Consider the following 23,301-nt stretch of genomic DNA (forward strand, 5'->3'; position numbering starts at 1 on the left):
AAATGCGCAGCTGCCTACCAGGAGGAGACTGTGCAAGACATGCATCGCCAGGCCGCACGCCGGCTCGTATCCACGCTCGGCATCGCCGTCGCGGCGAGCCTGCTGCCCGCCCTTTCACCGCTCGCCGTCCAGGCCCGGGCGGCCGACCGCCTGGCGCCACGCCAGCACATCCTGCTGGACGACGGCTGGCGCTTCCACGCCGGCGACCCGGACGGCGGCTCCGCACCGTACCTGTACGACGTCCGGCCGCAAGTGACGGCGTCCGCGGACGGCAAGGTGGCCGACGCCAGGCCCGAGGAAGCGGCCCGGGTCGCGCGCACGGACACGCCCGTGCTGAAGCCCTGGATCCTCCCGAGCGGCAATGCGTTCATCCGCGATCCGGCCCGCCGCTACCGGCGTCCCGCGACGGAACCGGCCGTCGACGCACCGTTCGCGAAGCTCGCGTTCGACGACGGCAACTGGCGCCCCGTCACCCTGCCGCACGACTGGGCCATCGAAGGCCCGTTCCTGACGACGGGCCCGTACGGCGGCATGGGCCGCCTCAAGACGTGGGGCCCGGCCTGGTACCGGCGCAAGCTGGACATTCCCGCCGCCGACCGCGGCAAGAAGATCTTCCTCGACGTCGACGGCGCCATGTCGTACGCGAGCGTGTGGGTCAACGGCCACCTCGCGGGCGGCTGGCCCTATGGCTACAACTCGTTCCGCATCGACCTGACGCCGTGGCTGCGGCCGGGCGGTGCGAACCAGCTCGCGATCCGCCTCGACAACCCGCCGGAATCCGCGCGCTGGTACCCGGGCGCGGGCCTGTACCGCAACGTGTGGCTGACGAAGACGGCGCCCGTGCACGTGGGCCAATGGGGCGTGACCGTGACGACGCCGGAAGTGTCGGCCGAATCGGCGCGCGTGGCGTGGCAGGTCGCCGTCGACAACGAGGGCGGCACGCCGGCCAGCGCGACGGTGACGACGGAACTGTATATATTGGACGACCGCGGACACATCGCGGGCAAGCCCGTCGCCACGGCCGTATCGGCACCGGCGACGGTCGCCGCCGGCACGAGCGGCACGGTCAGCGGCGCGACGACCGTGAGCAAGCCGCGCCTGTGGGGCCCGCCACCGACGCAGACGCCGCACCGCTACGCGCTGGTGGCGACCGTGCGCCAGGACGGCCGGATCGTCGACCGCACCGAGACGCCGTTCGGCATCCGCACCGTGCGTTTCGATCCCGATCGAGGACTCCTCGTCAACGGCGAGCACATCCCCCTGCACGGCGTGAACAACCACCACGACCTGGGCGCGCTGGGCGCCGCGTTCAATGTCCGCGCCGCCGAGCGCCAGCTGGAGATCATGCGCGCGATGGGCGCCAACGCCGTCCGCCTGAGCCACAACCCGCCCGACCCGCAGCTGCTGGACCTGGCGGACCGCATGGGCTTCCTCGTGATGGACGAAGTATTCGACTCGTGGGAACGCAAGAAGACCCCGCTGGACTTCCACCTGATCTTCCCCGACTGGCACGAACAGGACCTGCGCGCGATGATCCGGCGCGACCGCAACCACCCGTCCATCATCATCTGGAGCATCGGCAACGAGGTCGGCGAGCAGTACACCGACAAGGCCGGCGCCGCCGTGGCGCACGAGTTGCACCGGATCGCCCGCGAGGAAGATCCGACCCGGCCGACGACGACCGCGATGAACTACGCCAAGTCGGACATGCCGCTGCCGGCGGAGGTCGACGTCATCGGCCTGAACTACCAGGGCGAAGGCATCCGCCAGGATCCGGAATTCGAGGGCACCGACCGGATCCGCACGCCCCCGCAGTACCCGCTGTTCCATGCGAAATTCCCGGACAAGATGATCCTCAGCACGGAATCCGCGTCGGCGTTCAGCAGCCGCGGCGTGTATCTGTTCCCCGTGCATCCGTCGAACAGTTCCATCGTCCGCGACGGCCGGGGCGGCGACTCCCACAGCCAGCAGGTCAGCGGCTACGAACTGTACGCCGTCGATTTCGGCGCGTCCGCCGACAAGGTGTTCGCGCAGCTCGACCACAACCCGTACGTGGCCGGCGAATTCGTCTGGACCGGTTTCGACTACCTGGGCGAGCCGACGCCTTATTACGGCGCGCGCAGCTCGTATTCGGGCATCGTCGACCTGGCCGGCTTCCCGAAGGACCGCTATTACCTGTACCAGTCGCGCTGGCGCCCGGACCTGCCGATGGTCCACGTACTGCCGCACTGGACGTGGCCGGAGCGCGTGGGCCAGGTCACGCCCGTGCACGTGTTCACGTCGGGCGACGAGGCCGAGCTGTTCGTCAACGGCAAGTCGCAGGGCCGCCAGAAGAAGGCGCCGTTCGCCTACAGATTGCGCTGGGATGCCGTGAAGTACGAGCCGGGCGAGATCACGGTCGTCGCGTACAAGAACGGCAAGGAATGGGCACGGGACACCGTGAAAACCGCCGGCGCCCCGGCCGCGCTGCAGGCGCATGCGGACCGCACCGCACTCGCCAGCGACGGGCGCGATCTCGCCTTCGTCACCGTGCGCATCGTCGACAAGGATGGCCTGCCCGCGCCGCGCGCCAACGACCGCGTGCGCTTCACCGTCGAGGGGCCGGCGGACGTCGTCGCCACCGACAACGGCGACGCGACGAGCTTCGAATCGTTCCAGGCCAGGGACAGGGCCGCGTTCAACGGCCTCGTGCTGGGCATCGTGCGGACCCGGGCCGGTGCCGGCGGCACGATCACGGTGCGCGCCGATGGTGCCGGGCTGAAAGGTGCTGTCGTGACGTTGCTCAGCCGTCCGGCAACCCGATAGTATGTGCATCTGTTCAAGAACATTTTCACAAACATAACGTAACGAGGCTCATCGACGGTTGGTGCTAAGCTTTCCCTGCATCGCACCATCGGAGGGTCTCGGTTATGCCGGAAGCACGCCATGAAGTCGTCGTCGTCACGGGCGCCAGCGCGGGGATCGGCCGTGCCGCGGTACAGCAGTTCGCCCGCGCCGGCGCACGCATCGCGCTGATCGCGCGCGACCCGGAACGCCTGGAAGCGGCGCGCGCGGAAGCCGAACGGCTCGGCTCGCCGCAAGCCATCGCCATCCCGGCCGACATGGCCGACCATGACCAGGTCGAGGCCGCCGCCGGACGGGCCGAGACCGAGCTGGGCCCCATCGACATCTGGATCAACAATGCGATGGCGACCGTGTTCGCGCCGTTCGCCGATATTTCTCCGGAAGACTTTCGGCGCGTCACCGACGTCACTTACCACGGCTTCGTGTGGGGCACGATGGCCGCGCTGAAACGCATGCGGCCCCGCAACCGGGGCACCATCGTGCAGGTCAGCTCGGCCCTCGCGTACCGCTCGATTCCCCTGCAATCGCCCTATTGCGGCGCCAAGCACGCGATCAAGGGTTTTACCCAATCGATCCGCACGGAACTCGAGCATGAACGGAGCGATATCCACATCGCCGTCGTCGACATGCCGGGCGTGAACACGCCGCAATTCGAGTGGTGCAAGACCACGTTGACGCACCATCCCAAGCCGATCGGCACGTATTACCAGCCCGAGGTCGCCGCGCGCGCCATCTACTGGGCGGCCCATGCGCGCCGGGCCGAGATCTGCGTGGGCGCGCCGACCTTGTCCACCGTGATGGCGGAGAAATTCGTCCCGCGCCTGCTCGACCGCTACCTGGCCCGCAAGGGCGTGGCCGGCCAGCAGGGTCCGCGTGCCATCCCGGCCGACCGGCCCGACAACCTGTGGCGGCCCGTGCCCGGACCGTACGCCGCGCACGGCACCTTCGACGACGGCGCGAGTACCCGCAGCCTGCAGCTGTGGGCGACGACGCACCGCGCGTGGCTGCTGGCCGGCATCGGCGCGGCGGGCGTGGCGCTGGGCCTGAGGCAACTGCGCAAACACTAAACCAGCGAGGACACGACATGAGCAAATCCGTAGGCGACTTCTTCGTGGAACGCCTGTATGAATGGGGCGTCCGTACCATCTTCGGCTATCCCGGCGACGGCATCAACGGCGTGCTGGGCGCGCTGGACCGCGCGGAAGGCAAGATCCAGTTCATCCAGGTGCGGCACGAGGAAATGGCCGCCTTCATGGCCGCCGCGCACGCCAAGTTCACGGGCGAGCCGGGCGTGTGCCTGTCGACGGGCGGCCCCGGCGCGGCCCACCTCGTGACGGGCCTGTACGACGCCAAGTGCGACCACGTGCCGGTACTCGCCATCTGCGGCCAGGCGCCGACGACGGCGCGCGGCGCGCACTACCAGCAGGAGCTGAACCTGGAGCGCCTGTTCCAGGACGTGGCGGATTACGTCTACGAGGCGAGCCAGCCGTCGCAGGTGCGCCACCTGCTCGACCGCGCCATGCGCACGGCGCTGGGCCGCAACGGCGTCAGCGTCCTCGTGCTGCCGAACGACCTGCAGGACAAGCCGTACGAAGACCCGCCGCGCAAGCACGGCTCCGTGTTCTCCGGCATCGGCTACACGAAGCCGCGCGTCGTTCCGTACGAGGCCGATCTCGTCCGCGCGGCCGACGTGCTGAACGCCGGCAGCAAGGTGGCGATCCTCGTCGGCGCGGGCGCGCTGCAGGCGACGGACGAAGTCATCGCCGTGGCCGAGCGCCTGAAGGCCGGCTGCGCCAAGGCCCTGCTGGGCAAGGCCGCCCTGCCCGACCACCTGCCGTGGGTGACGGGCTCCATCGGCATCCTCGGCACGAAGGCCAGCTGGGAGATGATGAACGACTGCGACACCCTGCTGCTGGTCGGCACCGGCTTCCCGTACGCGGAATTCCTGCCGAAGGAAGGCAAGGCGCGCGCGGTGCAGATCGACATCGACCCGACGATGCTGAGCATACGCTTCCCGGCCGAGGTCAACCTGCACGGCGACAGCGCCGAGACCCTGCGCCTGCTGCTGCCGCTGCTGAAGGAAAAGACCGACACCGACTGGCGCGCGAAGGTCGAAAAGGAAGTGCGCGAGTCGTACCAGACGCTGGAAGAACGGGCACTGGCATCCGCGAACCCGATCAATCCGCAGCGCGTGTGCTACGAGCTGTCGCCGCTGCTGGCGCGCGACGCGATCGTCACGAGCGATTCCGGTTCCTGCGCGAACTGGTATGCGCGCGACCTCAAGGTGCAGCGGGGCCAGATGTATTCGCTGTCCGGCGGCCTCGCGTCGATGGGCGCGGCCGTGCCGTATGCGATCGCCGCCAAGTTCGCGCACCCGGACCGCCCCGTGATCGCGCTCGTCGGCGACGGCGCCATGCAGATGAATAACATGGCGGAGCTGATCACCGTGGCGAAGTACTGGAAGCGGTGGAAGGACCCGCGCTGGATCGTGTGCGTCTTCAACAACCAGGACCTGAACCAGGTGACGTGGGAACAGCGCGTCATGGAAGGCAATCCGAAATTCGAGGCGACGCAGCGGATCCCCGACGTCCCGTACCACCGCTTCGGCGAGTTGATCGGCCTGAAGGGCATCTTCTGCAACGATCCCGACCGGGTGGGCGAAGCGTGGCGCGAGGCGCTGGCGGCGGACCGTCCCGTCGTCCTCGAATTCAAGACGGACCCGGAAGTGCCGCCGCTGCCGTCGCACATCACGCTGGAGCAGGCCAGGCACTTCATGACGACGATCGCCAAGGGCGACCCGAGCGAAGGCTCGATGCTGGCCGGCGTGGCGAAGCAGGTGCTCAGCACCATCCTCCCCGGAGACAGGAAGTGAACACGGTGGCGCCCGCCCACGCGCGCTCCACGGCGCGTGCGCTCGGCGCCGCCACCCTCGGCCTGGCGCTGGGCGCATTGCTGCTGCAACGGCGACGGGCCGCGCCGCCTCCGCCCGCACCTGACCGGACCGCCCACCGCTTGTACCAGGCCGCCGCGCTGCTGGCCGCGTCCGTGCTGAGCGACAGCGCGCTGGAACACTACCGCGGCGGCTTCGAGAATCCCGGCATGTTCGCGCCGCTCGCCAGCGCGGCCGTCGTGCTGGGCTGTGCGCTGCGCGCGAAGCCCTCTTCCGCACCGTATGCGACTGCCTGCGCCATCGGCACGGCGGGTCTCGGCTTCCACGCGTACAACGTGCTGCGCCGGCCCGGCGGGCTGTCGTGGGCGAATCTGTTCTATGCGGCGCCCCTCGGCGCGCCGGCCGCGCTCACGCTGGCCGGCGTGCTGGGTCTCGCCGCCCGTCCCGTCGCCGCCGGCGCGCCCACGCTCGCCGGCCTGCCGTCCGGCCGCGCGCTGTGCGGCCTTGCCGCATTCGGCCTCACCGGCACGAGCGCGGAAGCGGCGCTGCTGCACTTCCGGGGCGCGTTCCAGCATCCCGCCATGTGGCTGCCGGTCAGCGTGCCGCCCGCGGCGGCCGTGCTGCTGGCCGGCGCGGCGCTGCCGGGCCGGCCAGGCCCGCGCCGCCGGACGGATGCGCTGCTGAAGGCGTGCACGTGGCTGGGCGCACTGGGGATGGTTTTCCACGCCCGCGGCATCGCAAGGCAGATGGGCGGCTGGCGCAACTGGAGCCAGAACCTGCTTGCCGGCCCGCCGCTGCCGGCGCCGCCCAGCTTTTCCGCGCTCGCACTCGCAGGCCGCGCCGCGCTGGCGCTGCGTGCGGCGCAGGAGCGGCCATGAACGAGGACGCGCCCACGCCGCGCTTTCCCGGCTACGACGTGCTGGCCAGGTGGGACAGCCCGTCGTTCGACGGCATCACCCGCCGGACGCTCGCGGCCCGGCTGGACGAGGTGCCGCCCCGGCGCTGGCTGACGCAGGACGAGTGGGACCTGCTGGACGCGATCCACGCGCGCCTGCTGCCCCAGCCCGACCGCGCGCACCCCATCCCGATCACGCCGTGGATCGACGCCATGCTGCACGACGACCGCGGCGAAGGCTTCCGCCATCCGGACATGCCCCCGCTGCGCGCCGCCTGGCGCCAGGGCCTGGCCGCCGTCGACGACGAGGCGCGCCGGCTGCACGACCGCCCGTTCGTCCGGCTCGACGCGGACGCGCAGGACGCGCTCCTGCATGCCCTCGAAGGCGGCCGCGCCATGTCTCCCCGCTGGCAGGGTCTCGACGCGCAGCGCTTCTTCATCCATCACCTGCTCAAGACGGCGGCCGGCTTTTATTACGCGCATCCCCGCGCCTGGAACGAGATCGGCTTCGGCGGGCCGGCGAACCCCCGCGGGTACGTGCGCCTCGGGTTCGACAGCCGCGACCCGTGGGAAGCGAAGGAGGCGCGGTGACCGCGCCGCGGACTGGCGGCGGCCGCGCCCCCGACGTATTCAAGCGCGGGGGCTGGGTGAGCATGCGCGAATACGGCGACGACGAGGTGGTGGACTTCGCCATCGTCGGCGCCGGCGCGGGCGGCGCCACGCTCGCGTGCAAGCTGGCGGAGGCCGGCTTTTCCGTCGTCGTGCTGGAAGCGGGCCCGTTCTGGCGCCCGCTGGAGGATTTCGCGTCGGACGAGGAAGCGCAACAACAGCTGTACTGGCTGGAAGAACGGCTGTCCGGCGGCGCCGATGCACTGGCCCTCGGCGGGAACAATTCCGGCTGGGGCGTGGGCGGGTCGACCGTCCACTTCAGCATGATCTCGCTGCGCTTCCGGCCCGAGTGGTTCCGATCGCGCAGCCAACTGGGCTACGGCTTCGACTGGCCCATCACGTATGACGAACTGGCGCCCTATTACGACGAGGCGGAGCGGGCGCTGGCCGTGTCCGGCCCGGTCAACTATCCGTGGGGACCGCCGCGCCGCCGCTACCCGTACCGCGAACACGAGATGAACGCGGCGGGCCTCGTGCTCGCGCGCGGCGCGGAAAAGATGGGCATCAGGTGGTCATCCGTGCCGCTGGCGACCGTGTCGGCACCGCGCGGAAAATCGCCGCCGTGCGTGTACCGGGGCTTCTGCAACTTCGGCTGCGCGACGAATGCGAAGCAGAGCGCGCTGATCGTGTGGATTCCGCGCGCGCTGGCGGCGGGCGCGGAAGTGCGCGACCTCGCGATGGCCGGCCGCATCGAACTCGGCGCCGACGGCCGCGCGGCGGGCGTGCACTATCGCCGCAACGACGCCTGGCGCTTCCAGCGCGCGCGCAACGTCGTCGTCTCGGGTTATGCGATCGAGACGCCGCGCCTGCTGCTGAATTCCGCGTGCGGCCGCTTCCCGCAAGGCCTCGCGAACGGCTCGGGCCTCGTCGGCACGCACCTGACGACGCACGCAGGCCCCGGCGTGTGGGCCCGGTTCGACGAAGCCATCCGCTGGTACAAGGGCCCGCCCAACATGGCCGTGTGCGAGCACTGGAATTACACGGACGCGGGCAAGGATTTCCATGGCGGCTATGCGTTCATGAGCCAGGGCCCGCTGCCGCGCGCGTGGGCCCAGCTGCTCGTGACGGAACGGCATCTATGGGGCATGGCGCTGCGCCGCGAGATGGCGGACTACAACCACATGGCGGGCCTCGTCGCGGTCGCCGAGACGGAGCCGCGCGCGTGCAACCGCGTGGCACTGGCGGATGTGCGCGACCGCCACGGCCTGCCCGTCGCGCACGTGACGTTCGAATATTCCGCCAACGACCGCCGCATGCAGGACCACGCGCGCCGCTTCATGGGCGAGATGCTGGCGGCGGCCGGCGGCAAGGACACCTGGACGAGCGACGACACGAGCCACATCCTCGGCACGTGCCGGATGGGCGGCGACCGGGAGACGAGCGTCGTGGATGCGGACGGCCGCAGCTGGGACGTGCCGAACCTGTGGATCTGCGACGGCTCGCTGTTCCCGACGGCGGGCGGCGTGAATCCGTCGCTGACGATCCAGGCCCTCGCCTGCCGCATGGGCGCGCGCATCCGGGCGCTCGCGGCGCGCGGGGAATTGTAGGAAGGACCGGACATGAGCAAGGTAGCCAGCATCTTCGACCTCGAATGCCTCGCGCGCGAACGCCTGCCCGGCGTCGTGTTCGACTACATCCACGGCGGCAGCGAACAGCAGCTGACCGTGCGGCGCAACCTGGACGACATGCGCGCGCTCGCGCTGCGCCAGCACAGCCTGCGCGACGTGTCGCACCGCGACACCGGCGTCACGATGGCGGGCGACCCCGCGCGCATCCCGCTTGCCCTCGGCCCGACGGGCCTCGCGGGCCTCACGTGGGCCAATGGCGAATGCGAGGCGGCGCGCGCGGCGGTGGACTTCGGCGTGCCGTTCTGCCTGTCGACGTGCTCCATCAATTCCATCGAGGACGTGGCGGAGGCGATCAATCAACCGTTCTGGTTCCAGCTGTACCTGATGAAGGACCACAAGGTCAACGAAAGCCTGATGCGCCGCGCCCACGATGCAAATTGCTCGGCGCTCGTGCTGACCATCGACCTGCACACGCAGGGCAAGCGCTGGGCCGACGAAAAGCACGGCCTCGCGGTGCCGCCGCGCCTGACGCCGGCGAACATCATGCAGATGGTGGGCCACCCGCGCTGGCTCGCGAACATGGCGGGCAGCAAGCGCCATACGTTCGGCAATTTCGAGCACGAGATCAAGGAGGCCGGCTCCATCGGCTCGCTGTCGAAGTGGATCGAGGAGCAGTTCGATCCTTCGTTCGACGTGAACACGGCGCGCTGGGTGCGCGAGAAATGGCAGAGGAAGCTGATCCTGAAAGGCGTGATGAATCCGGACGACGCGCGCACCGCCATCGACATCGGCGCGGACGCCATCATCGTGTCGAACCACGGCGGGCGCCAGCTGGACGGCGCGCCGTCGTCGATCTCCGTGCTGCCGGAAATCGTCGATGCCGTGGGCGACCGCATCGAAGTCCTGTTCGACGGCGGCATCCGCACGGGCGGCGACATCGTCAAGGCGATCGGCCTCGGCGCCCACGCCTGCCTGTCCGGGCGCGCGTGGCTGTACGGCCTGGCCGCGCGCGGGCGCGAAGGCGTCGCGTGCGCCCTCACCCTGCTGGAACAGGAACTGCAGGACTGCATGCTGCTCACGGGCCTCGACAACCTGCAGCGCATCGAGCCGGGCGTCGTCACCGCGCAGCCGCCGCTGGGGAGGCGCTGAATGCTGCCGTTCATGTTCGCCACCGGAATCGAGAACAGCGCACCGACGATAGCCGATGGCCGCATCCGCCGCGACCAGATGGAAGAATGCGGCCACTACCGGCTGTGGCAGACGGACTTCGCGCTGGTGGCGCACCTGGGCGTCCGCACCCTGCGCTACGGCGTGCCGCTGCACCGCACGTGGCTGGGGCCGGACCGCTACGACTGGGCATTCGCGGACCAGGCGTTCGGGACACTCCAGCGGCTCGGCATCGACCCCGTCGCCGACCTGTGCCACTTCTGCGTGCCGGACTGGGTCGGCAACTTCCAGAACCCGGATTTCCCGGCGCTGTTCCAGGGCTATGCCCGGGCCTTCGCGACGCGCTATCCGTGGATCCGGCTGTACACGCCCGTCAACGAAATGTACGTGTGCGCGAAATTCTCCGCGCTGTTCGGGTGGTGGAACGAGCAGGCGCGCGATTTCCGGTCGTACGTGACGGCGCTGAAGCACCTGGCCCGCGCCAACGTGCTGGCGATGCACGAGATCGTGACGCTGCGCCCCGACGCCGTGTTCATCCAGAGCGAATCGAGCGAATACTTCCACGCGACGCATCCCGGCGCCGTCGCGGAAGCCGAACGGCGCAACCGGCTGCGCTTCCTGTCGCTCGACTTCAACTACGGCCGCCCGCTCGAGCCGGTACAGCGCGAGTTCGTGCTGGCGCACGGCATGACACCGGACGAATGCCGCTTCTTCGAAGACCACGCGCTGCGCGACCGCTGCATCCTCGGCACCGATTACTACATGACGAACGAACACGACGTCGAACCGGACGGCACGGCGCGCGATGCGGGCGAAACACTTGGGTACGCGATGATCGCGCAGGAATACGCACAGCGCTACGGCCTGCCGCTGATGCACACGGAAACGAACCTCGACCAGGGCCCGCGCGGCGACGAAGCGCGCGAGTGGCTGCGCTGCCAGTGGGCCCACGTGCGCGGTCTGATGCGGAGCGGCGTGCGGGTCGTCGGCTTCACGTGGTATTCGCTGACCGACCAGGTCGACTGGCACTTCGAACTGCGCGAAGACCGCGGCATCGTCAATCCGCGCGGGCTGTACGACCTGGACCGCCGCATCCGGCCCGTCGGGACGGCGTACCGCGACCTGATCGCGGCCTGGGATGGGCGTACTGGCGCAATGCAGGCTTGACGCGGCGGCCCGGCTGCGGTCTACTCCGGGCGCCACCATCACGCCCACGATCCATGACCTTCGCACCGCTGCTCGACATCGTCAACCTGATCCCGCGCGGCCTGATCCTGCCGCCCGCCAGCCTGTTCCTCGTCATCGTCATCGGCCTCGTGCTGTGGCGCCGCCGGCCGCGCGCCGGCCGCGTCGTCGCCGGCACCGGGTTCGCGCTGCTGGCATTCCTGTCGACGACGGGCGGCGCCACTCTCCTCGTCGCGCCGCTGGAGCGGTTGACGACCCCGCTGCAGGAACCCGAACGTGCCGGCGCCCAGGCCATCGTCGTGCTGGCGGCAGGCCGCGTGCGGCATGCCCCCGAATACGGGGACCGCGACATCCCCGACTACGTCGCCCTCGCGCGCCTGCGCTACGCGGCGCACCTGCAGCGCGAGACGGGACTGCCCATCCTCGTCAGCGGCGGCAACGGCGGCGTCGACAAGGGCAACCCCGGCGGCTCGGAAGCCGACAGCATGGCCGCCGCCCTGCGCGAAGACTTCGGCGTGCCGGTGAAGTGGCTCGAGGACCGCTCCGGCGACACGGCGGAGAACGCGGCCTTCAGCGCCGCCATCCTGCGCGCGCACGGCATCCACCGGATCCTGCTCGTCACCGACGCGATGCACATGCCGCGCGCCAGCGCCGTGTTCGCGCGCGCCGGGCTGGACGTCGTCAGCGCGCCCACGATGTTCTTCGGCCGCCAGCCGCTGTCGATCCACGCCTGGGTGCCCAGCGCCGAGGGCATGCGCCGGTCGTGGTATGCGACGTACGAGTGGATCGGCCTCGCCTGGTACCGCGTGCGCGCGGCCGGCGGCCGCTGATTCACCGTCCGGCGAGCGTCGCGCACACCCTGTTGCGCCCGCCCCGCTTGGCGGCATACAGTTGCGCATCCGCGGCGCCGATCAGCGCTTCGGACGACGCGGGCAGCACCGGCGCCTGCGCGGGCACGGACGCGATGCCGAAGCTCGCCGTCGCCTTGACGGTTGCGCCGGGCGCGTCGGCGAAGGCCGCGCGGATGCGTTCCGCGAGCGTCTGCGCGCCCGCGAGGTCCGTCTGCGGCAGCACGAGCAGGAATTCCTCGCCGCCGTAGCGGACCACGCTGTCGACCGTGTCGCGCGTGAGCGACAGCAGCAGGCCGGCGAAATCCGCCAGCACCTGGTCGCCGGCCGCGTGGCCGTAGGTGTCGTTGATGCGCTTGAAATGGTCGAGGTCGCACAGGACCACCGACAGCGGCGTGCCGTAGCGCCTCGTGCGCTCGAGCTCCGCGTTCAACAGGCCTTTTTGCAGGAAGCGGCGGTTGTAGCAGCCCGTCAGCGGATCGCGGTCGGCCAGCTGCTGCAGCTGGATCGAGGCGCGGAACTGTTCGCGCTGGGCGACGTGGAAGCGGCGCGCGGCGATATAGCCGAGCGCATTGCCCATCACGAGCAGCAGCACGAGGGTCAAGAGGTCGTCCGCCCGCAGATTGCCCTGGATGACCAGCAGCGCGGCGAACACGATGCTGGACCCGACGCCGATCGCCACCGCGTAGATGAAACGGTTGGGGATTGTGACGTAGACCGCCATCAGGATCAGTGCCTGCGACATCGCATTCCACGCCAGCACCTCCGGCTGGAACCAGCACACGACCATGAACACGGCCAGCGCGACGACGAGCAGGGTACACGCGGCCCGGATCGACACGCGCACCGACCGCGGGCGGCGGACGATGGCCGCGAAGCAGCCCAGGCCCACGAGCGCCACGACGATGCGCAGGCCCATGAGCATCCACGCGATCGCCGTGGCGCCCAGGGTGGCGAAGTCGGTGGCCGCGAACGCGACGTAGAACGCGGCCGCGAACAGCAGGCTGGCCTTCAGCTGGCGGTTCCGCTCGGGCAGGAAGTGGCGCGTGAAGCGTGACTCGCTGGCCGGGTCCGCGAACTCGGCGCGGCGGCAGTCGATGGCCAGGTTGGGACGTTGGGGATCTTGGGGCAACACGGCGGGATTCGGTGGAAGCGGGGCGAATGGCGGCAACCAGTCATTTTAATTCAAGGTAACTAAATTTGCCATACGGAAATTTACTTACATCGCTTACCGGCTCCCCAGCCGCGGCGCCACCGTCGCCGGCTGTTGCCACGGCGCCTTGAGTGCCGTGCGCGTCGTGTAATCCGTCAGCGCGAGCCCGAACAGCAGCGCGAGCGTGACGGCGCCCGCGACGGCCGCGAGCCGCAGCAGCGCGGGCGCGCGCTTCAGGCGCATGAACACGAACGCCACCAGCAATGCCTTCGCCAGCGCCACCGCGAGGCTGATCGCCGTGTTCAGCCAGCCCAGGCGCAGCAGCGCGCAGGCGGCCGTCGTGGCCAGCAGCGCCATCAGCGCGAGCCACGTGAGCACCAGCGGGCGTACGGTCCGGTCCACGTCAGCCTCCCGAGCGCAGGGACAGGTACAGCAACGGGTACAGGAAGATCCACACCACGTCGACGAAGTGCCAGTACAGGCCGGCCAGTTCCACGGCTTCGGCGCGCGGACTGCGCATCAGCCACAGGCAGGCCGACACGCCGATGAACAGGTGCAGCGCGTGCAGGCCGGTCGCGGCGAAGTACAGCAGGAAGAACAGTTCCATGCCGTGGACGGTGCCCAGGTCCCTGCCGTCGGACGGGTGAAAGCCGGCGCCGGGGAACAGGTGCTCGTCGAATTCCTGGTGCCATTCGACGCCCTTGATGGCGAGGAAGACAATGCCCAGCGCCGCCGTCAGTGCCAGCAGGCGCGCGGCGCGGCGGCGATCCCGCATGTCGTTCCCTTTTTGCGCCGCGTGGCCGGCCAGCGCCATGCAGAAGCTGCTGGTCAGCAGGACGGCCGTGTTGACGGTCCCCAGCAGCATGTCCGTGTGGCGGCTGGCCATTCCGGTCGCTTCCGGGTGGTGCATGCGCAGATACAGGTAGCCGAACAGCAGCGGCCCGAAGAACAGCAGCTCGCTGGACAGGAACACCCACATGCCGAACGAGCGCGCGAAGTCCTGCTGCGCGTGGTCGCGGAATTGCGGTTCCAGGACCGGCGCGTTCATGGCCCCTCCGGCGTGTAGGCATACGGCTCGCGCACGACGACCGGCGGCGTCGCGAAATTGTGTTCGGGCGGCGGCGACGCCGTCTGCCATTCGAGTCCCGTGGCCAGCCATGGATTCGCCGGCGCCCGCGCGCCATGGCGCAGCGACCATGCGAGGTAACCGAGCGGCATCAGGTAGCCGATGGCCAGCGTGACGGCGCCCGCGGACGACAGCACGTGCAGCAGCTGGAATTCTTCCGGATAGCTGTGGTAGCGGCGCGGCATGCCCGCATAGCCCAGCAGGTATTGCGGGAAGAACGTCAGGTTGAAGCCGGCGAAGATCACGAGGGCCGCGATTCTCCCCCACGTTTCCGAATACATCCGCCCCGTGACCTTGGGCCACCAGAAGTGGATGCCGCCCAGGTAGGCCATCACGGAGCCGCCCACCATGATGTAGTGGAAGTGCGCGACGACGAAATAGGTGTCGGACAGGTGCACGTCCAGCGCGAGCGCCGCGAGGAACAGGCCGGTCAGCCCGCCGATCGTGAACAGGCCGACGAAACCCAGCGCGTACAGCATCGGCGCGGAAAAGCGGATGCTGCCCTTGTACAGCGTGGCCGTCCAGTTGAACACCTTGATCGCGGACGGGATCGCGACGAGGAACGACAGTAGCGAAAACACCATCCCCGCGTACATCGACTGGCCGCTGACGAACATGTGGTGGCCCCACACGAGGAAGCCGATGACGGCGATGGCGAGGATCGCGTACGCCATGAAGCGGTAGCCGAACACGGGCCGGCGCGCGAAGCACGGGATGATCTCGCTGGCGACGCCCATCGCCGGCAGCACCATGATGTACACGGCCGGGTGCGAATAGAACCAGAACAGGTGCTGGAACAGCAGCGGGTCGCCGCCCAGCGCCGGGTCGAAGATCCCGACCTGGAACAGCCGCTCGATCGCGACCAGCACCAGGGTCATCGCCAGCACGGGCGTGGCCAGCACGAGGATCAGCGACGTCGCGTAGTTCGCCCACACGAACAGCGGCAGGCGGAACCACCCGAGGCCCGGCGCGCGCAGCGTGTGCACGCTGACGATGAAGTTCAGCCCCGTCAGGATCGACGAGAACCCGAGCACCAGCACCCCGCACAGCGCCGCGACGACGTGCGAGTTCGAGAACATCGACGAGAACGGCGTGTAGAACGTCCACCCGGTGTCGACGCCGCCCGCCAGCAGCGCCCACAGGACGATCGCGCCGCCCGCCAGGTACAGGTACCAGCTCGCGAGATTCAGCCGCGGGAAGGCGAGGTCGCGCGCGCCGATCATCAGCGGCATCAGGAAATTCCCCAGCACCGCGGGGATCGACGGAATCAGGAACAGCCACACCATGATGATGCCGTGCGCCGTGAACAGCTTGTTGTACGTGTCGTCGCTGACGAGGTCACCCTGCGGCGTCGCCAGCTCCAGGCGGATCAATGCCGCCGCCACGCCGCCCAGGAAAAAGAACAGGGTGATGGAGATGGCGTACAGCACGGCGATGCGCTTGTGGTCGCGCGTCGTCAGCCAGTCGGCCAGCCTGTCACCGCCCGCGAGGTAGCTCGTCATGCGCGCTCTCCCTGATGTATTCGATGATGGCCAGGATGTCTTCCTCGCCGATCTGCCCCGCGAACGAGGGCATGATGGGCGCGTAGCCCGCGACGACGTCCTTCGTGGGCACGAGGATGGAATCGCGGACGTACGGCTCGTCCGCCGTCAGTTCGCGGCCGTCCGCGAGATGCACGCGCCGGCCCAGCAGGCCCGTGAGGTTGGGCGCGTGCACGTTCGATCCCGGGTCGTGGCAGCCGCTGCAGCCGTAGCGGCGATACAGTTCGTAGCCGCGCGCCGCCATGCCCGGCTGGTGCGGGCCCGCGTCCAGCCACTGCGCGAACGCCGCCGGCCGCATGACGACGATCCGGCCCAGCATCATCGCGTGCTCCGTGCCGCAGTATTCCGCGCAGTACAGCCGGTATTCGCCCGTGCGGCTGGGCGTGAACACGATGGACGTGTAGCGGCCCGGGACGACGTCCTGCTTCACCCGGAAGTCCGGCACGAAGAAGCTGTGGATCACGTCCTGCGACGTCATCACCATGCGGATCGGCCGGCCCAGCGGCAGGTGCAGCTCGCCCTTTTCCCTGCGGCCGTTGCGGTGCTCCGCCTCCCACATCCACTGCTTCGCGACGACGAACACGGGCATCGCATTGCTGGGGGCCTGGTACAGCTTCAGGTAGTCGATCGCGCCCCATGCGTAGATCCCGAGGAACAGCAGCAGCGGGATCACGGTCCATGCGATTTCGACGGGCAGCCCCTTCTTCGGCACGTGCGTGCGGTCCGCGCTGGAACCGGCCCGGTAGCGGATCGAGAAGCCGACCATCAGCACGAACAGCACCAGCGCGACGGCACCGCACAGCAACAGCAGGCACAGCGCGAGGCTGTCCAGGCGCGTGGCGGAGACGGCGGCGTCGGCCGGGAGCAGGTGGAATTCAGGACGCACGGCGCCCTCCCCGCCGCCACAGCCAGCCCAGGAACAGCAACGGCAACAGCAGCACGCCTGCGCGCACGAACGCCAGCGCACCCGCCGTGTGGCGGCCGGACGTGGGCGCGAAGTGCGCGCACAGCATCAGCACCTGCTCGCCGAACGAGGGCGCCGGTGTCCTGACCGCAGCGCGCAGCGCGGCCGGATCGAAGCGCACGCCGGAGAAGGCGCGCGCGATGCGGCCGTCGGCGTCCAGCACGACGAAGCCGGCCGCGTGGGCCAGCTCGCCAGTGTCCTTGTCCGCCACGGAGCGGTAGCCGAGGGCGTTCTCCAGCCGCGCCAGCGTTTGCGCGTCGCCAGTCAGCAGCGCGAGATCGCGCGCGCCGCCAGGCAGCAGCGCGGCATACGCACGCTTTCTCTCCGCGGCCGCGGCGGCGCCGTCGCGCGGATCGATGGAGAGGCCGACGAGGCGATAGTCCCCGGCCGCGAGCCCGGACAGCGCGAGCGCCTGCAGCACGCCTTCGAACACCGTGCTGCACAGGTTCGGGCACGTGTAATAGCCGGGCACCAGCACCACCGGACGGTCGAACAACGCGGCCAGCCGGACGGGTTGCCCGGCATCGTCGCGCAGCACGGCGTCGAGCGGCAGCCGGGTGCCGGGCACGGGATCGAAGCGCGCGGCCGGGGGCGGCGGCAGTTGCAGGGCCTGCGCGGCGGCCGGACCGCAGGCAAGCATCAGCAGGAAGGCGAGTGCGGCGATCATCTTGCCCCCTTCGCCGCCATCAGCCTCATGGCCTCGTCCAGCGGAATCCGGGCGATGCCGGCTTCGCGGTCGACCCAGCCATAGGCCTGCGTCGCGCGGCGCTTTTCCTCGAGGTAGGCGGCGCGGTCCGGCTGCGGGGCCGGCTGCAGCAGCGGGGCCTTGCCGGCGAATGCGTGAGGCGGCGTGTTCGCGGCCGGCGCCTGCTCGCCCAGCATCAGCGCGGCCGCGCCGAGCGCACAGGCGATGCCGGCCACGATGATGCAGGCACCGACGCGCAGGCCGCGCAGGTCGAGATCGCCGCCCGTGTAGTCAGGCATGGATACGCTCCTTCCTCGTCCTGTCCAGCGCGAGCCACGCCGCCAGTCCGAACCCGGCCGCGACGAGCGGCGCGAGCCACAGCCAGTGGCGCGTCAAATGCTCGACGGACGGCAGCACGAGCCACCAGCAGTCCAGCAGGTGAGCCGCCAGCAGCGCGGCGGCCAGCACGCCCATCAGCGCGGGCGCCGTCTTCGCGTGGCGCGACAGCAGGATGCACAGCGGCCCGGCGAAGTGGCCGACGACGAGCACCCACGCGACGGCCTGCCAGCCGGGCGCGCCGCGGCGCAGGTACCACGCGATTTCGTGCGGCAGGTCCGCGGCCCAGATGATCAGGAATTGCACGTACGCGAGGTAGGCCCACGTCAGCACGTACATCATGAGCAGGTTGCCGAGGTCGGGCAGGCGCTTGCGCGCCGCGCCGCGGTCGATCAGCAGCACGGCCAGCGCGAGCCCGGTCAGCATCTGGCCCGTGCCCGCCAGCCAGCCGAACACGCTGGAATACCACTCGGGCTGCAGCGACATGATCCAGTCCACGGCCGCGAGACTCACGGAGAAGCCGTAGGCGACCAGGCACAGGGCCGCGCGCAAAGGCGACCGCGTGCGGGCGCGCGTCTCGACGATGGCAAGTCCGCACCACAGCAGCAGATAGCCGATGCTGCGGATCGTGAAGAAGACGGGACTCAGCCATATCTGGCGGAATGCGCCGTCCTGCACGCCGTGCTGCCACGGATACAGCAGCGGTGCGCCCAGCAGCACGGGCAGGAACAGGATGCACGCGAGCGGCAGCCAGCGCGCCGCGCGCAGCAGCGGGCCGCGGATCGTTTCGCCCCACGCCCCGCCCGTCAGCTGGTGCAGCCACACGTTGGCGAGACCGCCCAGCAGCGCGCCCGTGATGAACCACCACGCGGCGAGATAGCTGGCCAGCAGCGCGCGCAGGTCGAGGCGCCAGCCGGCGACCGCGGCGACGAGCGCCAGTACGACGAGCGTGCGCGCCTTCATGGCTGCGCTCCCAGGTGCGCGCGCACGTCCGGCGGCAGGCTCGCCGCGTCCGCATGCTGGCTCAGTTGCAGCGCGCGGACGAAGGCGACGATGGCCCAGCGGTCGGCGGGCTCCACGCGGTCGCCGTACGGCGCCATCACGCCGTAGCCGTTCCTGATGACGTCGTAGATGTGGCGGTCGGGCGCATTGCGCAGGCGGTCCTGGTGATACGTCGGCGGCGCCGGGAAGCCGCGCCGCACGACGAGGCCATCGCCGTCGCCGGCCGGGCTGTGGCACGGCATGCAATAGATCATGTAGCGGTCCTGGCCGCGCTTCAACAGTGCCATGTCGACCGGATACGGGTTCGCCTGCGCGTCTTCCGCCAGCGCGTCGCGCCGCACGAGGTCCGTGCCCGCGCGGCCGCCGGAACTGTCGGCGAACGCGCCCCGCGCACGCGGCTCCGTGCCGGCGACAGGGGGCCGTACGGACGCGCCGTCCTCGAACAGCGCGCTCGGCGCATACGTTTTATAGCGCGGCTGGTCGTACATGTCCTGTTTCGCGCCTTCGCAGCCAGCCAGGACGCATAACGAAAGTGTGAACAGGATGCGCTTCATGCCGGCACCTCGCGCAGCAGCAGCGGGTGCAGTTCCTCCAGCAGGTCGCGCGCGGGGCCGGGCGCGAACACGGGGTCGCGCGCGGGCAGGCACAGGAAGAAGCGGTTGCGGCTCGCCAGTTCGAATTCCTCGACCTCGAACAGCGGATGGTACAGCCGCGGCAAGCCGTTCAGCACGAACATCGCGAGCACGGCCGCCACGGCCGCGCCGAGGATCGTGATCTCGAACGTGGCCGGGATGAAAGCGGGCCAGCTGTGCAGGGGCCGGCCGCCGATGTTGATCGGGTAGTCGACGACGGCCGCATACCATTGCAGGAAGTACGTCCCTGCCCCGCCGAGGATCCCGCCCAGCAGCGTGAGCGGCGCGATCCAGCCCTTGTCGGCGCCGACGATGTCGTCCAGCCCCTCGATCGCGAACGGCGAATAGGCCTCCACGCGCGTGTAGCCGTTGTCGCGCGCATGGCGCGCGGCCGCGCACAGAGCGTCCGCGCTGGGGAATTCGGCCAGCAGGCCGTACATGGCCGGTCCGCTCATGCCTCCCCCTTCGCCGATTCGCGTACGAGCTCGCGCATCTCCGCGATCGAGATCAGCGGCAGGAAGCGCACGAACAGCAGGAACAGCCAGACGAACAGCGCGATGGAACCGAACAGGGTGATCCAGTCCCAGCGCGTCGGATAGAACATGCCCCACGCGGACGGCAGGTAGTCGCGGTGCAGCGACGTGACGACGATGAGGAAGCGCTCCATCCACATGCCGCAGTTGATGACGAGGCTCAGCACGAACAGCAGCGCCGCGCTGTGACGTACGCGCCGGAACCAGAACAGCTGCGGCACCAGCACGTTACAGGCCAGCATGGCCAGGTACACGGGACCGTACGGCCCCGTGAAGCGGTTGATCGTCATGTAGCGCTCGTAGATGTCGCCGCTGTAGAACGACGTGAAGATCTCCGCGAGGTAGCCGTAGCTCACGAGCCAGCACGTGGCCAGCAGCACCTTGGCCGCGTTGGCGAGGTGGCGCCCCGTGATGAAATCCTGCAGGCCGAACGCGGCGCGCAGCGGGATCGCGAGCGTCAGCACCATCGCGAAGCCGGAGAACAGCGCGCCGGCGACGAAGTATGGCGGGAAGATCGTCGAGTGGTAGCCGGGCGTGTTCCCGACGGCGAAGTCGAGCGACACGATCGTGTGCACCGACACGACGAGCGGCGTCGCCAGCCCCGCCAGCAGCAAATACGCCCATTCGTAGCGCGCCCAGTGCCGCGCCTCGCCGCGCCAGCCCAGCGCCAGCAGGCCGTACGCGACCTGGCTTTTCCTTTGGCCGCGCTGGCCGGCGCGGTCGCGCAGGGTGGCGAGGTCCGGGATCAGGCCGACGTACCAGAACAGCAGCGACACGGTCAGGTAGGTCGCGATGGCGAAGAAGTCCCAGACCAGGGGGCTGCGCCACTGCGGCCACACGTTCATCACGTTCGGGTAAGGCACGAGCCAGTAGAAGAACCACGGCCGACCCAGGTGCAGGATCGGGAACAGGCCCGCGATGCCCGCCGCGAACAGCGTCATCGCCTCGGCGAAGCGGTTGATCGACGTCCGCCATTTCTGGCGCAGCAGCAGGAGCACGGCGGAGATGAAGGTGCCGGCATGGCCGATCCCGATCCACCACACGAAGTTACCGATGGCGAAGCCCCACGCGACCGGCATGTCGACGCCCCAGATGCCGATGCCCTTCACCAGCAGCCACGAGACGGCGGCCAGCAGCGCGCACACGCCCGCGGACGCGACGAGGAACGCCGTCCACCAGCGCCAGCCGAAATGGCCGGTGAGGACGATGCCCGCGATCTTGTCCGTGACGCTGGCATAGCCCCAGCCGGGGCGCAGCACGTCGGCATTCTCCGGGGTACTCATTCCAGCTCCGGATCGGGGTTCAGCACGCGCCTGAGGTAACTCGTGCGCGGGCGTGTGTTGAGTTCTTCCAGCAGGTGGTAATCGAGCGGCGACGCCTTCGCCGCGACGACGTCGCTGGCGGGGTCGTTCAGGTCGCCGAAGCGGATCGCGCGCGTGGGGCACACGGCCTGGCACGCGGTCACCATCTCGCCGTCGCGGATGCGCCGTCCCGCCTTCTCGGCCTCGATCCGGGCGCGGGTGATCCGTTGCAGGCAGTAGCTGCATTTCTCCATCACGCCGCGCCGGCGCACGGTCACTTCCGGGTTCTGCAGCGCCTTCAGGCTTTCCACTTGCTGGTTCGCGTACTGCAGGAAATTGAAGCGCCGGACTTTATACGGGCAGTTATTGGAGCAGAAGCGCGTGCCGATGCAGCGGTTGTAGACCTGCACGTTGAGGCCTTCGCTGTCGTGCATCGTGGCGCCGACCGGGCACACCTCCTCGCACGGCGCGTGCTCGCAATGCATGCACGGCACGGGCTGGAACAGGGTGCGCGGGCCGGCCACGTAGCGGTCGACGCGGATCCAGTGCATGCTGCGGCCCCGCGCCACTTCCTCCTTACCGACGACGGGGATGTTGTTTTCGGCCTGGCACGCGATCGTGCATGCCGCGCAGCCGATGCACGCATTCAGGTCGATCGCCATGCCCCATTTGTAGTCCTTGTATTCGCGTTCGGGATACATCGACGCCTGCGCCGGCCGCTCGCGTGCCAGCTCGCGTATGTGCACAGGGTCGCGGCCCTGCATGTCGACTTCCTTCTGGCGGACCACGAGAGCGTGCGTGCGGCCCGTGCGCTCGACCGTCAGCGCGGGCAGGGCAACGCGGGTGCGCAGCCGGTACGCATCGAAGCCGACGCCCTCCCCGACGCCGCCCGCCGCGCGCCGGCCATAGCCCAGCGGCAGCGTGACGACGCCCTCGGCCTGCCCCGCCACGACGAGCACCGGCGCATCCACTGTCCGCCCCTCCACGCGCAGCCGCGCGACGGCGCCGTCGGCGAGGCCGAGGCGCTGCGCCGTCGCCGGACCGATGAGCGCCGCGTTGTCCCACGTGAGCGACGTGAGGGGCCGCGGCAACTCCTGCAGCCACGCGTTGTTGGCGAAGGCGCCGCCGTCGACGGCCGGGTCGGGCGCGAACAGGGCGACGAGCGGCGGCGCGGCCGGCACGGGCATGGGGCCGGGCGGACGCGCGCCGGGCACGGCCACGGGATGCGCGGCGCTCCCGGCGACGCTGCCGCGGCGCAGGCTGTCGCGCCACGCCGCGTCCTCGCCGCCCCACGTCGCGCGCACGAGCGCGTGGCCATTGCGCGTCCCGGCGCCGTCCAGCAGCGCGAGGATCTCGTGCGCGGAACGGCCGCCGTACAGCGGCGCGATCAGCGGTTGCACGATGCTCGCCGTGCCGTCGTGGGCCCGCGCATCGCTCCACGCTTCGTAGCAGTGCGCCATCGGCAAATGCCAGCCGGCCGCGCGCGCGGTCTCGTCGCGGTACAGGCCCAGGTGGGCGGCGAGCGGCACCCGCTGCAGCAGCGCGGCGAAATCGAGGTCCGCGGGCGCATCGTAGGCCGGGTTCGCGTCCAGCATGAGCAAGGTGTCGACGCGGCCGGCGCGCAGGTCGTCGGCCAGCGCGGCGATCGACGCGCCGTGGTCCAGCGGGCTGCGCTCGACCGGCTCGATGAAGGCGAGCGGACCGTTCAGGCGCTGGGTCAGCGCGTGGGCAAGCACGCGGCCGGCCGGGCTCACGTTCGGGCCGGCGACGACGAGGGCGTGACCGCGCGCGCCGTCCAGCGCCTTCACCACCGCCGCCTCCCACCGGTCCAGCGTCGCATCGGCGCCGCGGCCCGGGTCGGCGCCCACGCCCAGCCTGGCCGCGATGCGCATCAGCGCAGCCTCGATCTCGTGCGGCGCGCGCGCGAGGCGCGCGTCGGCATAGGCGCCGGTCAACGTGGGC

General features: G+C 70.0%; 21 protein-coding genes. 9 read left to right on the plus strand and 12 right to left on the minus strand.

Annotation, left to right across the window (positions count from 1 at the left end; genetic code table 11):
* The first annotated feature begins 39 nt into the window (after window positions 1-39).
* From galB to ACEN9H_RS17890, 9 genes are all read left to right on the plus strand, one after another.
* Window positions 40-2,805, plus strand: coding sequence for a beta-galactosidase GalB (galB, locus tag ACEN9H_RS17850; protein WP_413675596.1), 2,766 nt, complete (start codon window positions 40-42; stop codon window positions 2,803-2,805).
* A 104-nt stretch (window positions 2,806-2,909) separates the two neighbouring features.
* Window positions 2,910-3,911 carry an SDR family oxidoreductase gene (locus ACEN9H_RS17855; RefSeq protein ID WP_413671481.1) on the plus strand — a complete coding sequence of 334 codons (1,002 nt, stop codon included), beginning with the start codon at window positions 2,910-2,912 and terminating at the stop codon, window positions 3,909-3,911.
* Between the two features lie 17 nt (window positions 3,912-3,928).
* Window positions 3,929-5,716: a thiamine pyrophosphate-requiring protein gene (locus ACEN9H_RS17860; RefSeq protein WP_413671482.1), complete on the plus strand. Its 1,788-nt coding sequence runs from the start codon at window positions 3,929-3,931 to the stop codon at window positions 5,714-5,716.
* A 77-nt stretch (window positions 5,717-5,793) separates the two neighbouring features.
* The gene (locus tag ACEN9H_RS17865) at window positions 5,794-6,612 is read left to right on the plus strand and encodes a hypothetical protein (RefSeq protein WP_413675597.1); all 819 of its coding nucleotides are present in this window, start codon (window positions 5,794-5,796) and stop codon (window positions 6,610-6,612) included.
* Window positions 6,609-7,220: a gluconate 2-dehydrogenase subunit 3 family protein gene (locus ACEN9H_RS17870; RefSeq protein ID WP_413671483.1), complete on the plus strand. Its 612-nt coding sequence runs from the start codon at window positions 6,609-6,611 to the stop codon at window positions 7,218-7,220. Before ACEN9H_RS17865 ends, ACEN9H_RS17870 begins: the two co-directional genes overlap by 4 nt.
* On the plus strand, window positions 7,217-8,845 hold the full coding sequence (locus tag ACEN9H_RS17875; protein WP_413344065.1) for a GMC family oxidoreductase: 1,629 nt from the start codon (window positions 7,217-7,219) through the stop codon (window positions 8,843-8,845). The genes ACEN9H_RS17870 and ACEN9H_RS17875 overlap by 4 nt, the downstream gene beginning before the upstream one ends.
* Before the next feature lie 12 nt (window positions 8,846-8,857).
* Window positions 8,858-10,015, plus strand: coding sequence for an L-lactate dehydrogenase (locus tag ACEN9H_RS17880; protein WP_413344063.1), 1,158 nt, complete (start codon window positions 8,858-8,860; stop codon window positions 10,013-10,015).
* Window positions 10,016-11,200, plus strand: a complete 1,185-nt coding sequence (locus ACEN9H_RS17885) for a family 1 glycosylhydrolase (protein WP_413344061.1) — start codon at window positions 10,016-10,018, stop codon at window positions 11,198-11,200.
* A gap of 53 nt (window positions 11,201-11,253) precedes the next feature.
* The gene (locus ACEN9H_RS17890) at window positions 11,254-12,048 is read left to right on the plus strand and encodes a YdcF family protein (RefSeq protein ID WP_413671484.1); all 795 of its coding nucleotides are present in this window, start codon (window positions 11,254-11,256) and stop codon (window positions 12,046-12,048) included.
* A gap of 1 nt (window position 12,049) precedes the next feature.
* Here ACEN9H_RS17890 and ACEN9H_RS17895 read toward each other — a convergent pair whose 3' ends face one another.
* The 12 genes from ACEN9H_RS17895 to ACEN9H_RS17950 all read right to left on the minus strand — a co-directional run bounded on the left by ACEN9H_RS17895 (window position 12,050) and on the right by ACEN9H_RS17950 (window position 23,294).
* Entirely contained in the window at window positions 12,050-13,201 is a 1,152-nt protein-coding gene (locus tag ACEN9H_RS17895; protein ID WP_413345677.1) for a diguanylate cyclase, read from the minus strand.
* Window positions 13,202-13,294: 93 nt separating this feature from the next.
* Window positions 13,295-13,621, minus strand: coding sequence for a cytochrome C oxidase subunit IV family protein (locus ACEN9H_RS17900; RefSeq protein ID WP_413671485.1), 327 nt, complete (start codon window positions 13,619-13,621; stop codon window positions 13,295-13,297).
* Window position 13,622: 1 nt separating this feature from the next.
* Complete coding sequence (locus ACEN9H_RS17905) at window positions 13,623-14,267, minus strand: cytochrome c oxidase subunit 3 (protein WP_413344588.1); 645 nt, start codon at window positions 14,265-14,267, stop codon at window positions 13,623-13,625.
* Entirely contained in the window at window positions 14,264-15,847 is a 1,584-nt protein-coding gene (gene ctaD / locus ACEN9H_RS17910; RefSeq protein ID WP_413344589.1) for a cytochrome c oxidase subunit I, read from the minus strand. The genes ACEN9H_RS17905 and ctaD overlap by 4 nt, the downstream gene beginning before the upstream one ends.
* The gene (gene coxB / locus ACEN9H_RS17915) at window positions 15,822-16,772 is read right to left on the minus strand and encodes a cytochrome c oxidase subunit II (protein WP_413344591.1); all 951 of its coding nucleotides are present in this window, start codon (window positions 16,770-16,772) and stop codon (window positions 15,822-15,824) included. The genes ctaD and coxB overlap by 26 nt, the downstream gene beginning before the upstream one ends.
* Window positions 16,762-17,517 carry an SCO family protein gene (locus ACEN9H_RS17920; protein WP_413671486.1) on the minus strand — a complete coding sequence of 252 codons (756 nt, stop codon included), beginning with the start codon at window positions 17,515-17,517 and terminating at the stop codon, window positions 16,762-16,764. The genes coxB and ACEN9H_RS17920 overlap by 11 nt, the downstream gene beginning before the upstream one ends.
* Window positions 17,514-17,834 (minus strand): hypothetical protein, encoded by a 321-nt coding sequence (locus ACEN9H_RS17925; RefSeq protein ID WP_413346231.1) that lies wholly within the window; start codon window positions 17,832-17,834, stop codon window positions 17,514-17,516. Before ACEN9H_RS17925 ends, ACEN9H_RS17920 begins: the two co-directional genes overlap by 4 nt.
* On the minus strand, window positions 17,827-18,834 hold the full coding sequence (locus tag ACEN9H_RS17930; RefSeq protein WP_413671487.1) for a hypothetical protein: 1,008 nt from the start codon (window positions 18,832-18,834) through the stop codon (window positions 17,827-17,829). Before ACEN9H_RS17930 ends, ACEN9H_RS17925 begins: the two co-directional genes overlap by 8 nt.
* On the minus strand, window positions 18,831-19,427 hold the full coding sequence (locus ACEN9H_RS17935) for a c-type cytochrome (protein ID WP_413671488.1): 597 nt from the start codon (window positions 19,425-19,427) through the stop codon (window positions 18,831-18,833). Before ACEN9H_RS17935 ends, ACEN9H_RS17930 begins: the two co-directional genes overlap by 4 nt.
* Window positions 19,424-19,960, minus strand: a complete 537-nt coding sequence (locus tag ACEN9H_RS17940) for a DUF3341 domain-containing protein (protein ID WP_413671489.1) — start codon at window positions 19,958-19,960, stop codon at window positions 19,424-19,426. Before ACEN9H_RS17940 ends, ACEN9H_RS17935 begins: the two co-directional genes overlap by 4 nt.
* Entirely contained in the window at window positions 19,957-21,321 is a 1,365-nt protein-coding gene (gene nrfD / locus ACEN9H_RS17945; protein WP_056128782.1) for an NrfD/PsrC family molybdoenzyme membrane anchor subunit, read from the minus strand. Before nrfD ends, ACEN9H_RS17940 begins: the two co-directional genes overlap by 4 nt.
* A complete protein-coding gene (locus ACEN9H_RS17950) occupies window positions 21,318-23,294 on the minus strand; it encodes a 4Fe-4S dicluster domain-containing protein (RefSeq protein ID WP_413671490.1) in 1,977 nt (658 codons plus the stop codon). Before ACEN9H_RS17950 ends, nrfD begins: the two co-directional genes overlap by 4 nt.
* Window positions 23,295-23,301 lie beyond the last annotated feature (7 nt).

It is taken from the genome of Massilia cellulosiltytica, assembly GCF_047325105.1.
Classification (GTDB): domain Bacteria; phylum Pseudomonadota; class Gammaproteobacteria; order Burkholderiales; family Burkholderiaceae_D; genus Telluria; species Telluria orientalis.

Bases quoted from the DNA above. Each gene is read 5' to 3' on its own strand.
- galB (WP_413675596.1), top strand. From the start codon at position 40: ATGCATCGCCAGGCCGCACGCCGGCTCGTATCCACGCTCGGCATCGCC.
- ACEN9H_RS17855 (WP_413671481.1), top strand. From the start codon at position 2,910: ATGCCGGAAGCACGCCATGAAGTCGTCGTCGTCACGGGCGCCAGCGCG.
- ACEN9H_RS17860 (WP_413671482.1), top strand. From the start codon at position 3,929: ATGAGCAAATCCGTAGGCGACTTCTTCGTGGAACGCCTGTATGAATGG.
- ACEN9H_RS17870 (WP_413671483.1), top strand. From the start codon at position 6,609: ATGAACGAGGACGCGCCCACGCCGCGCTTTCCCGGCTACGACGTGCTG.
- ACEN9H_RS17880 (WP_413344063.1), top strand. From the start codon at position 8,858: ATGAGCAAGGTAGCCAGCATCTTCGACCTCGAATGCCTCGCGCGCGAA.
- ACEN9H_RS17885 (WP_413344061.1), top strand. From the start codon at position 10,016: ATGCTGCCGTTCATGTTCGCCACCGGAATCGAGAACAGCGCACCGACG.
- ACEN9H_RS17890 (WP_413671484.1), top strand. From the start codon at position 11,254: ATGACCTTCGCACCGCTGCTCGACATCGTCAACCTGATCCCGCGCGGC.
- ACEN9H_RS17905 (WP_413344588.1), bottom strand. From the start codon at position 14,267: ATGAACGCGCCGGTCCTGGAACCGCAATTCCGCGACCACGCGCAGCAG.
- ctaD (WP_413344589.1), bottom strand. From the start codon at position 15,847: ATGACGAGCTACCTCGCGGGCGGTGACAGGCTGGCCGACTGGCTGACG.
- ACEN9H_RS17920 (WP_413671486.1), bottom strand. From the start codon at position 17,517: ATGATCGCCGCACTCGCCTTCCTGCTGATGCTTGCCTGCGGTCCGGCC.
- ACEN9H_RS17925 (WP_413346231.1), bottom strand. From the start codon at position 17,834: ATGCCTGACTACACGGGCGGCGATCTCGACCTGCGCGGCCTGCGCGTC.
- ACEN9H_RS17930 (WP_413671487.1), bottom strand. From the start codon at position 18,834: ATGAAGGCGCGCACGCTCGTCGTACTGGCGCTCGTCGCCGCGGTCGCC.
- ACEN9H_RS17935 (WP_413671488.1), bottom strand. From the start codon at position 19,427: ATGAAGCGCATCCTGTTCACACTTTCGTTATGCGTCCTGGCTGGCTGC.
- ACEN9H_RS17940 (WP_413671489.1), bottom strand. From the start codon at position 19,960: ATGAGCGGACCGGCCATGTACGGCCTGCTGGCCGAATTCCCCAGCGCG.
- nrfD (WP_056128782.1), bottom strand. From the start codon at position 21,321: ATGAGTACCCCGGAGAATGCCGACGTGCTGCGCCCCGGCTGGGGCTAT.